10 protein-coding genes are annotated in these 10,400 nt (G+C 70.5%); 7 read left to right on the top strand and 3 right to left on the bottom strand.

Features of this window, described 5'->3' with window-relative positions:
• Both hslV and hslU read left to right on the top strand, forming a co-directional pair.
• The coding region (gene hslV / locus PHN62_RS12690) for an ATP-dependent protease subunit HslV (RefSeq protein ID WP_300151202.1) at positions 1-427 on the top strand (427 nt) is incomplete at its 5' end.
• Entirely contained in the window at positions 424-1,743 is a 1,320-nt protein-coding gene (gene hslU / locus PHN62_RS12685) for an ATP-dependent protease ATPase subunit HslU (RefSeq protein WP_300151200.1), read from the top strand. The genes hslV and hslU, both read left to right, overlap by 4 nt.
• 28 nt (positions 1,744-1,771) lie before the next feature.
• On the opposite strand, the gene PHN62_RS12680 is transcribed toward hslU, so the two are convergent.
• The 3 genes from PHN62_RS12680 to PHN62_RS12670 form a co-directional block, all read right to left on the bottom strand.
• On the bottom strand, positions 1,772-1,951 hold the full coding sequence (locus PHN62_RS12680; protein WP_300151198.1) for a hypothetical protein: 180 nt from the start codon (positions 1,949-1,951) through the stop codon (positions 1,772-1,774).
• Positions 1,952-2,262: 311 nt separating this feature from the next.
• Positions 2,263-4,170 carry a hypothetical protein gene (locus PHN62_RS12675; RefSeq protein ID WP_300151196.1) on the bottom strand — a complete coding sequence of 636 codons (1,908 nt, stop codon included), beginning with the start codon at positions 4,168-4,170 and terminating at the stop codon, positions 2,263-2,265.
• Between the two features lie 119 nt (positions 4,171-4,289).
• Positions 4,290-4,598: a hypothetical protein gene (locus tag PHN62_RS12670; RefSeq protein WP_300151194.1), complete on the bottom strand. Its 309-nt coding sequence runs from the start codon at positions 4,596-4,598 to the stop codon at positions 4,290-4,292.
• A gap of 167 nt (positions 4,599-4,765) precedes the next feature.
• Here PHN62_RS12670 and PHN62_RS12665 point away from each other — a divergent pair, with 167 nt between their 5' ends.
• The 5 genes from PHN62_RS12665 to PHN62_RS12645 all read left to right on the top strand — a co-directional run bounded on the left by PHN62_RS12665 (position 4,766) and on the right by PHN62_RS12645 (position 9,688).
• Positions 4,766-5,209 carry a DUF1489 domain-containing protein gene (locus PHN62_RS12665; protein WP_300151193.1) on the top strand — a complete coding sequence of 148 codons (444 nt, stop codon included), beginning with the start codon at positions 4,766-4,768 and terminating at the stop codon, positions 5,207-5,209.
• A 679-nt stretch (positions 5,210-5,888) separates the two neighbouring features.
• Positions 5,889-6,242, top strand: coding sequence for a hypothetical protein (locus PHN62_RS12660; RefSeq protein WP_300151191.1), 354 nt, complete (start codon positions 5,889-5,891; stop codon positions 6,240-6,242).
• 413 nt (positions 6,243-6,655) lie between these two features.
• A complete protein-coding gene (gene rimP / locus PHN62_RS12655) occupies positions 6,656-7,339 on the top strand; it encodes a ribosome maturation factor RimP (RefSeq protein ID WP_300151189.1) in 684 nt (227 codons plus the stop codon).
• The gene (nusA, locus tag PHN62_RS12650) at positions 7,340-9,043 is read left to right on the top strand and encodes a transcription termination factor NusA (RefSeq protein ID WP_300151187.1); all 1,704 of its coding nucleotides are present in this window, start codon (positions 7,340-7,342) and stop codon (positions 9,041-9,043) included.
• Between the two features lie 3 nt (positions 9,044-9,046).
• Positions 9,047-9,688, top strand: a complete 642-nt coding sequence (locus tag PHN62_RS12645; RefSeq protein WP_300151185.1) for an RNA-binding protein — start codon at positions 9,047-9,049, stop codon at positions 9,686-9,688.
• Positions 9,689-10,400 lie beyond the last annotated feature (712 nt).

Here is a 10,400-nt window from a genome sequence, read left to right as displayed (position 1 = left end):
CTGCAAGGGCGACGTCATCGCCGGCTTCGCCGGCGCGACGGCCGACGCCTTCACCCTGCTCGAACGGCTGGAGGCCAAGCTGGAGACCTCCCCCGGACAGCTCCGCCGCGCGGCGGTGGAGCTCGCCAAGGACTGGCGCACCGACCGCTATCTGCGGCGGCTCGAAGCCATGCTGATCGTGGCCGATGAGGACGAGACCCTGCTCCTCACCGGACAGGGCGACGTCCTCGCCCCCGAAGGCGGCGCGACCGCCATCGGTTCGGGCGGAAACTACGCCCTCGCGGCGGCGCGGGCGCTGATGGATTCGGCCTTCTCCGCCGAGGAGATCGCGCGGCGGGCCATGGCCATCGCCGCCGAGATCTGCGTCTACACCAACGGCCGCCTGACGGTCGAAACCCTGACCTCTTCCGCTCCCGAGGCTTCATGACCACCCATCTCACGCCCCGCGAGATCGTTTCCGAGCTTGACCGCCACATCGTCGGGCAGGAAGCCGCCAAACGCGCCGTGGCCGTCGCGCTGCGCAACCGCTGGCGGCGCCAGCGCCTCCCCGACGATCTGCGCGACGAGGCCGCTCCCAAGAACATCCTCATGATCGGCCCGACCGGCGTCGGCAAGACCGAGATCGCGCGGCGTCTGGCCAGGCTCGCCGACGCGCCCTTCCTCAAGGTCGAGGCGACGAAGTTCACCGAAGTCGGCTATGTGGGCCGCGACGTCGAGTCGATCATCCGCGATCTGGTCGAGAGCGCCATCGTGCTCGTGCGCGCCCGCAAGCGCGAGGAGATGAAGCTCCGCGCCGAGGAGGCCGCCGAAGAGCGCGTCATCACGGCTCTGGTGGGCGAGGGCTCCAGCCCCGCCACCCGCGAGGCCTTCCGCCGCAAGCTGCGCACGGGCGAACTCGACGCGAAGGAAGTGGAGATCGACCTCGCCGATGCGACCAATCCCTTCCAGATGATGGAGATCCCCGGCCAGCCCGGCGGCGGCTCGGCGGGGATGTTCAACCTCTCGGACATCTTCGGCAAGGGCGTCTTCGGGCGCACGAAGAAGCGCCGCATGACGGTGGCGGAATCCCATGCGGCCCTCGTCTCCGAGGAGGCGGACAAGCTCATCGATCAGGAGAGCGTCACCCGCGAGGCCGTCAGGGCCGTCGAGGAGAACGGCGTGGTCTTCCTCGACGAGATCGACAAGATCGCCGACCGCGCCGAAAGCGGACGCGGCGGCGCCGACGTCAGCCGCTCGGGCGTGCAGCGCGACCTGCTGCCGCTCATCGAGGGGACCAGCGTCTCGACGAAATACGGCGCGATCCGGACGGACCACATCCTCTTCATCGCTTCGGGCGCCTTCCATGTGGCCAAGCCCTCGGACCTCCTGCCGGAGCTTCAGGGGCGTCTGCCGATCCGGGTCGAGCTGAAGCCTCTGGGGGAGGCGGATTTCCGCCGCATCCTCACCGAGCCGCAGGCCTCGCTGCTCAGGCAGGCCGAGGCGCTGCTCGCCACCGAGGGCGTCAAGCTGGAGGTGACTCCCGACGGCGTGGAGGCCCTCGCCGAAGCCGCCGCCGAGGCCAACGCGCGGCTGGAGAACATCGGCGCGCGGCGTCTGCATACGGTGCTGGAGCGGGTGCTCGACGAGATCTCCTTCGCGGCCAGCGACCGCGACGGCGAGACCGTCACGCTGAACCGCGCCTATGTGGCCGAGCGCCTCGGGGATCTGGTGAAGAACGTGGATTTAGGACGCTATATCTTGTGAGGGCGGGCGGGGGAGAGCCCCGCCTTCCTCATTCCTCCATCACGACGTCCATCACCAGCCTGCCTTCGTAATAGGTGTAGAGGATGACGCTGGTCGTGCGGAAGCGCGGCTGGATCTGGAGGCTTTCGCAATCCGTCTCCCCGCGCTCGAACCGGCTGATGCAGCGGCTGGAGCTTGTGAGGGGCATCTGGGCGGAGCCCGTCGCCATACAGGATCTGGTGAGGCCTCTCGCCCTCCCTGTAGACATAGGTGAGGCAATAAGAGCCCTCAAGGCAATGTTGCGGCAGGCTGTTGCGGATGAAGCGGAGCGATGCGATCTGGAGATGGCCGCATCCCTCCTCGACGCCGAAAAACGCGCGGCAGATCCCGCTTTTCTCCGGGTCGCTTGTGAAAGAGAGGCTCCCCAGCGGGGCGTAGGGCAAGGACCCGCCGGGAACGGTCGCCCAAGCGGCGGCCGCCCCGAAGAGCGAGGAGAGGCAGAGCGTCAACGCGCCTGACTGGAGCTTCCCGCGCATCCGTCTAATCTTTCCGTCCATGCCGCCGCAAAGCCGCCGCCAGAGCCGCCGGAACCGAGGGCGCGAAACGCCCTTCGACCAGACTCGGCCCCGCCGGGTCTTCGAGGCCTTCAAGAGCCGCCGCCAGAACCTCCGGCCTGACTCCCGCCGACAAAGCCGCCGAGATGAGACGCGCCGTCGCTTCGGGCCAGACCTCCGCCGCGCCGATTTCGCCCCGGATCTGAATCAGCGCCTCGACGAGTCGCCCGTCGGCTTCATTGAGCGTGAAGAGCCAGCGGCGGCCTTCGGGGCCTTCGACGGCGTAGGTCGCGCCGGAGAGCCGCCAGGGCCTTCCGCTCGCGGCGCCCCCCGCCGGAGGATCGAGCTTCGCCGCGCCCCCCGCCGGACGGGGCGTTTCGGGCTCCGGGCTTTCCGCGAGACGGGGCCGGGCGCGCGGGCGCAAGGGCGTCTCGGGGGGAGCGTCCATGAACAGCGCGCCGTTCGCGCCGCCGCGCCAGGCCACCAGCAGGGCTTCGAGGGCGGCCTCGGGCGAGGCGGGGCGGATCAGCCGCGCCGGACCCGCCGCGTCGAGCCGCTTGCGCGCCAGAGCCGCCAGAGCGATCCGCGCCTCGTCCTCGCCCTGCCAGAGGGGATCCTCGGTTTCGGCGCTCCAGGCGGTGGCGAAGGCGCAGCGCAGACCCTCGGCCATGGCGGCGCGGGCCTCGGCGTCCAGCGCCAGAGCAGAGGGCGCGGAGAGGCGCGTTTCGGCGTCGAAGGCGGGGTAGGGGCCCTTCTCGGCCGCCAGAGCCGCCGATTCCCGTTGCGTCAGGGTCTGGAAGACGGCGAACCAGCGTTCGGCCCGCGCGCGCCATTCTCCGGAGCCCGGATGAAGTCCGCAATCGGCCAGAGCCTCGGCCACATGGCCGATCCTCAGCGCCACGCGACGCCGCGCGGCGGCTTCGGCGGCCTGGGTCTCCAGCGGCGGGTCGAGGGCTTCATGGGCGTTGTCGAGCATCCGCAGCGCCGCCCCGATCAGCGGCGCGAGGGCCGATTCGTCGAGGTCCGGGCCATGAGGCTTGCGGGTCAGCAGCCTGCGGGCGTCGATCAGCGCCATGGGCGCGCCGGAATGGGGCGGGGCGGCGAAGCCCTGGGCGTCGGGCGTGAGCGGCAGGCGCGCCCCCAGAGGATCGGCCTCGGCCAGGCGGTCGGAGAAGAAGACGGTCAGCCCCTGAGCCGCCGCCCCCTGAGCCGCCGCGAAGAGCAGCGCCTGAGCCTTCATGCCCCGGGCGCCGCGCGCGGCCAGAGCGAATCGCCAGTTGGCGCCGTTTTCCGCGGCCTTCATCAGGGCGTCGGAGAGCAGCGCGGCGCGGCGCGGACCGGAGCCGCGTCCGGCGAAGAAGATCGGGGATTCGGGATGATCGGCGTTCAGGGCGGCCAGACCGAGCGGCGGCGGATCTCCGGCCTCTTCGGCGCGGGCCGCCGCCTGGAGTTCGAGGAAACGGCGCACCGCCTCGCCTTCGGGAGCCAGCCCCGAGAGGTCGCAGGCCGCCGCCGCGCCCGAAGCCGCCACGGCGGAGAGATCGGCGAGCGCGGTCCAGATCGCCCGCGGCCCCGCCTGAGGCCCCGGCGCGACGTAGGATTCCACCGGCGCCCGCGCCTCGGCCAGAGCCGACCGCGCCAGCAGCGCCTGCTTCAGGGCTTCGGAAAGATCGAGCGCCTCATGGGCGAGGGCCTCGCCGAAGGCGAGCCGCCAGTAGGCCTGACGCGCAGGGGCCTCGACGGCGGCCAGTCTGGAGGCCATGGCCTCTCGGGCGCGGAATTCGGCTTCGGCCTCGGGATCGGCCGGGGGTCCTCCGGCCCGGGAGGCGCGGCTCCGGGGAAAGGAAAGGGCGGAAAGGGGGCGGTCGCCGCCGGAGCGGTTCATGGAGCTCATGGGCGCCTCGCAAACGCGAATCAAGCCGGAGGCGTGGTCTTGCGCCCCGCCTCCGGCTTGATCCTAGCATGGGGAAAACCGCGCGCGGCGGCTTTCTGTATGCTGAAAATGCTGGGTCTTCAGCGACGGCCGCCCAGAACCGAGCGGATCAGGCCGACGATGACCATCAGCGCGCCGCCGCCGACGCCGCCGCCCGCCACCTGGCCGAGGATCGAGCCGATGTCGAGGCCAGCCGCCGGAGCCGTGGCCGCCGCCGCGCCGCCGCCGAGGATGCTGCCGATGATCGTGGAGCCGAGGCCGCCGCCGAGGATGCCGGTCAGCGAGTTCAGCGCCGTGCCCAGGCTGAAGCGGGGCAGCAGGGCGCCGGCGATGTTGCCGCCGGCCGCGCCGGAGATCAGCGAGATGATCAGAGGGAGGAGGGAATCCATTCGAAAGTCTCCGCGGCTCCTGAAATCACCGGCGGGCCTGTGGCGCCCTATCCCGTTTTGGCGCAGTCGGAGCGTCAAAGCTGCGCGGGCCTCTTATACCAGAATTTCATCTGTTGCGTTATGCGCCATTGACGGAAAGCTTGAAAAAGGATTTTTTGACAGTCCTCATGCTTCATTTGGTCAAGCTTTGTGTCGGCGTGGACACGCTCGAAGAATTTTTCGCCGGGATTTCCGAAGCGGAGGCTGCGGATTCGGCCGGAACCGGCGTGATTCCGCCCTGGCGTTTCCGGCATGTCACTCGCCAGACCCCTCGCCGTGCGGATGAAATCCTCTCGGGAGGCTCTCTTTATTGGGTGATTTCAGGGCGGATTCTCTGTCGACAGAGAATCCTCGGGCTGGAGCCGGTCCGGGGCGAGGATGGAATCGAGCGTTGCGCCATCCTGCTCTCGCGCGAGGCCTGGCGCACGCGTCCGGCGCCGCGTCGCCCCTTTCAGGGCTGGCGCTACCTCGCGGAGAAGGACGCGCCGCCCGATCTCGCGGGCGCGGAGGCGGGCGCCGATCTCCTGCCGGACGACCTCCTGGCGCGTCTGGGCGAATTCGGCGTTCTCTGAAGCCCTCTCTCCGAGAGGATCCGGGCGGGGGGCGCGCCGCATTCCGCCGCGAGCGCGGATTCGGGCGAAGCGGAGGCCTCGCGCCCGAATCGGGCCTTGATCCTCGCCGCCCGCCCGATGCGGCTCGAATCAGGGCTCCGGAGCGGCCTTCATCCTGAAAATACAAGTAGATTCAAGTCTTTCAGCAGGCCTCCCCCTCCGGAAGGCCTATCCGGGCCGGCGCGTCGCCCGCAAGCGGATCTTCAGGAAAACCCCGGCGCGGCCTGATGCGGCGTCGTTTTTTTCTCCTCCCGAGGCCCCCGCGAAACAAGGCGGAGCGCCTTATTTCCCTGACCGAAAGGTTTAACCTCCTCCGTGAGGCCTCCTGTCGGGGGTTCCGGATAGCGGCCTGTTTCTGGTGAATTTCCGGTCATCTTCCTGAACGGATCCTCCGGAGGGTGCAGTTAACCAATGAGGCGTCTGCGCCTTTTTGGGACGGTTCGCCCCATTCAGGACCCGAAACGACCTTCCGGACGCCATTCGACGGACGCCGTTCAGGGTTCAATTGGTTCTCGAAGCGCCGACGCGCTCCGGTCCCGAACCTCTCCATCTCCACGGAGGGCGGGTCCGGAGCCCCTCCCGGAACAGGGAGAGGGAGCGGCCTCGTTGAAGCGATCGACGTCCAGTCAAGGAGACGACCATGAACAAGACCTTCGCCGCTCTCGCCTTCGGCGCCGCCGCCCTCTTCGCCGCGGCCGCTCCGGCCGCCGCCGGCGGCTACGGCTACGCCCAGCCGGGCGTGACCTACAACTCGGGCTACGGCTACGGCTCGACCGTCACCACCTACCAGCCGGTGACCACCTACCAGGCCGTGACGACCTACAAGCCCGTCACCACCTACCAGCCGGTGACGGTCTACAAGGCCCCCGTCTACAGCGCGCCGGTCTACACGACCCCGGTCTACGCCAGCCCGAGCTACAAGCCGACCACCTGGGTCTCGCCCAAGCGCGACTGGCGCGGCCATGGCCGCCACCACTACGGCTTCCGCCGCTAAGCCCGGAAGCCGCAGGAACGCCGCTCGATCCGCCCGCGGCGCCGCCTCCGGTCCCCGAGACCCATGCCGGAGGAGGCCCGCAGGCCGAGAGGGACGCGCGGCGCGCGGCGGAGATCCCGGACCCGCTGGAGCAACGCCCCGCTCCTGACCGGGAGCTCCGCCCGGCCCCGCTCCGCCTTTCCCGCGGAGCGGGGCGCCTTCATGTGGAGCCTCCCCCTTGCGCCGGAGGCCTGCGCGCGCTAAGTATGCCCTCGACATAGCGGCGTCCGCTGGTCCGGTCGACAGGCCGGGCGGGGGCGTTCCGATTTTTCGGGCGGGCCGCAAGGTCCGCTTTTTTCGTCGCGCGTCCGCCCCGCCGGAGGGTCGCGCGGCCTCCGAAACGCCGGGAGACGCCGATGTCCGAAGATTCGCCGATGTCCGAAGATTCAGTGCCGCTCGCGCAGCTCGCCGCGAGAACCGCCGCCGACGCGCGGATCCTCGCGCTGATCGCGCCCACCGTGGCGGGTCTGGGCTATGATCTGGTGCGCGTGCGGCTCATGGGCGGCAAGAGCCCCCGCAGCCCCCTGACGCTCCAGGTCATGGCCGAGAAGCCCGACGGCACAATGGACGTCGAGGGCTGCGCGCAGATCAGCGAGGCGCTCTCGGCGCTGCTCGACGTCGAGGACCCCATCGAGCGGGAATACGCGCTCGAAGTCTCCTCGCCGGGCATCGACCGCCCCCTGACGCGCGTCAAGGACTTCGCCGCCTACCTCGGCCACGAGGGCAAGTTCGAGATGGGCGCCCATATCGAAGGCCGCAAGCGCTTCCGGGGCCTGATCGTCGGGCTGCTCCATGCGGGCGAGGCCGTGGAGATCGAGGCCGTCGATTCGAAGGGGACCGTGGAGCGCGTGGCCCTGGCCCTCGCGGACATGGCCGACGCGCGCCTGGTGATGACCGACGAACTCATCGCCCTCAGCCAGAGCCGCCTTCCGCCCGTCGAGGGCGACGCCGAAACCGAAGCAGAGGCCGAAGCGGTCGAGGACGCCCCCCCGGCGCCCGCCGCCTCGCGCAAGGGTTCACCTCAGAAAGGGGCGCGCAAGCCCCGGGGAGACGCATGAATGGTCAGCGCCAATCGTCTTGAGCTGCTCCAGATCGCCGACGCCGTCGCGCGCGAGAAGGGCATCGACCGCCTGATCGTCATCGAGGCGATGGAGGACGCGATCCAGAAGGCCGCGCGCTCCCGCTACGGCGCCGAATACGAGATCCGCTGCAAGATCGACCCCCGCAGCGGCGAGATGTCCCTCGCGCGCATCCGGCACGTCATGCCGGAGGTCGAGAACCATTTCGTCGAGATCCTCGTGGAGGACGCCCAGAAGTTCAAGCCGGGCGCCGTCGAGGGCGACGAGATCGTCGATCCCCTGCCGCCCCTCGACTTCAGCGGCAGCTTCGGGCGCATCGCCGCCCAGACCGCGAAGCAGGTGATCGTGCAGAAGGTCCGCGAGGCCGAGCGCGACCAGCAGTTCGAGGAATATTGCGACCGCGTGGACAGCATCGTCAACGGCACGGTCAAGCGCGTCGAATACAGCAACGTCATCGTGGACCTCGGCCGCGCCGAAGGCGTGATCCGCCGCGACCAGCTCATCCGCTCCGACGCCTACCGCATCGGCGACCGGGTGCGCTGCTACGTCATGGACGTGCGCCGCGAGGCCCGCGGCCCGCAGATCTTCCTGTCGCGCACCCATCCGCAGTTCATGGCGAAGCTCTTCGCCCAGGAGGTGCCCGAGATCTACGACGGCGTCATCGAGATCAAGGCCGTGGCCCGCGATCCGGGCAGCCGCGCCAAGATCGGCGTGATCAGCCACGACGACTCCATCGATCCGGTGGGCGCCTGCGTCGGCATGAGGGGCTCGCGCGTCCAGGCCGTGGTCCAGGAGCTGGGCGGCGAGAAGATCGACATCATCCCCTGGTCGGACGATCCGGTCACCTTCATCGTCAACGCGCTCCAGCCCGCCGAGGTCGCCAAGGTGCTCCTCGACGAGGACGCCGAGCGCATCGAGGTGGTGGTCCCCGACGATCAGCAGAGCCTCGCCATCGGCCGGCGCGGCCAGAACGTGCGTCTGGCCTCGCAGCTCACCGGCTGGGACATCGACATCACCACCGAGGCCGCCGAATCCGAGCGGCGCCAGAAGATCTTCGCCGAGCGGGCCGCGCTGTTCATGAACGCCCTCGGGCTGGAGGAGATGACCGCCCAGCTCCTCGCCACCGAAGGCTTCGAGAGCGTCGACGAACTGGCCTACGCCGAGGACGAGGAGCTCCAGGAGCTGCAGGGCCTGCCCCTCGAAGCCGCCGAGGCCGTGCGCGCCAAGGCTCTGGCCCATCTGGCCGCCGAGGACGAAGCCCGCCTCCAGCACGCCCGCGCCCTGGGCATGCAGGAGGACGTCCTGGAGTTCGAGGGGCTCAGCGCCCCCATGCTGGAGGCTCTGGCCGAGGCGGGCGTCAGGACGCTCCAGGACTTCGCCGAAATGGCCGACTGGGAGCTGGCCGGAGGCTGGTCCAGCCACAACGGCCGCCGCGTCAAGGACGAGGGCGTGCTGGAGAAGTTCGACATCTCCGCCGAGGAGGCCCGCAGCCTGATCATCCAGGCCCGCGCCGCCGTGGGCATGATCACCGCCGAGGAGATCGAGGCCATGCACGCCGCCATGGCCGCCGCCGCCGCGGAGGCCGAAGCCGGAGACCTCGACGCCGAGGTCGAAGCCGGACTCGAGGTCGAGGCCGCCGAAGCCGGGATCCGGCCCGACGCGGCCCCCGGAGAGGAGCGTTGAGCCTTGGGACGAGGAGGCGCCTCGAGGCGCGCGGAGGAAGGGCCTTCGGAGCGTCGATGCATCGTGCACGGCGAATCGGCGCCGAAGACGGGGCTGATCCGCTTCGTCGTCGGGCCTGAGGGCGCGCTCGTCCCGGATCTGGCCGAGCGCCTGCCGGGACGCGGAATCTGGGTCTCGGCCGAGCGGAGCGCTCTGGAGACGGCGGCGAAGAAGAACCTCTTCGCCCGCGCGGCCCGCGCGCCGGTGAAGGCGCCGCCCGACCTGGCGGCGCAGATCGAGGCGCTTCTCGTCAGGCGCCTTGTGGAAGCCATTGGATTCGCGCGAAAATCCGGAGCCGCCGTCTGCGGCTTCGAAAAGACGCGCGAAGCCGCCCTGCGGGGAAGGCTCGCCGCCCTGATGGCCGCCTCCGACGGCGCCGAGGGGGGCAGGGCCAAGCTGCGCCCTCTGGCCGCAGGCCTGCCGATCCTCTCGGTCCTCACGTCGGACGAATTGGGTTTGGCCTTTGGGCGCGAGTTTGTGATACATGCTGCGCTGGAGAACGGAGGGGCCTCGGATCGTGCGATCCGGGAGGCGCTCCGACTCCAGGGCTTTCGCGCTGAGGCTCCCGAACCCGTCCGGGAGGACGGAGGGGGCTTCGACACGTAAAGGGCGCAACCGATGAACGTTTGAGCAGATGCAGCGGCGCGTCATGGGGCGCAGCCGACCGGGGTCAATGGATGAACGAGAACGACAAAGACATGAACGACGCCACGCGCGGCGCGGGAAATCCTCCCCGGCGCGTCGGTGCGGAGCAGGGCCATGTGCGACAGAGCTTTTCGCATGGCCGCAGCAAGTCCGTGGTGGTTGAGCATGTAGGCAAACGCAAGCCCCGCGCCGGAGGAGGCGCTCCGGGCGCCGCTCCGGCCGGCGCGGCTCCGGCCGCGTCGGGCGGGCCTTCGCGCCGTCCGGGCGACGCGCCGCGCCGTCCGCCGCAGGGCCGCTCCGGCGCTCCGAACCGTACGGGTCAGCCGACGCTGTCCGACGAGGAGTCCGACCGCCGCGCCCGCGCGCTGGAGGCCGCCAAGCGCGCCGCCGTGCTGCAGCGCGAGCAGGCCGCCGTGGCCGCCGTCGCCGCGCGCAAGGCCGAGGAGGCCGCCGTCGAGGAGGCCGCCCGCGCCGCCGTCGAGAGTCAGCGCAAGGCCGCCGAAGAGGCCGCCGCCCGCCTCGTCGCCGAGGCGCAGCGCAAGGCCGCCGAAGAGGCCGCCCGCGCCGCCGAAGAGGCCGCCCGCGCCGCCGCGCCGCCCCCGCCTCCTCCTCCTCCGCCCGTTCAGGCCGAGCCCGCTTTCGCGCCCCGCGCCGAGGCGCCAGTCGCCCGCGC

The sequence above is a fragment of the Neomegalonema sp. genome, from assembly GCF_028688855.1.
Taxonomy (GTDB): domain Bacteria; phylum Pseudomonadota; class Alphaproteobacteria; order Rhodobacterales; family Rhodobacteraceae; genus Neomegalonema.
The sequence above is the reverse complement of the archived record's forward strand: the minus strand, read 5'-3'. Positions and strand labels throughout refer to the sequence as shown.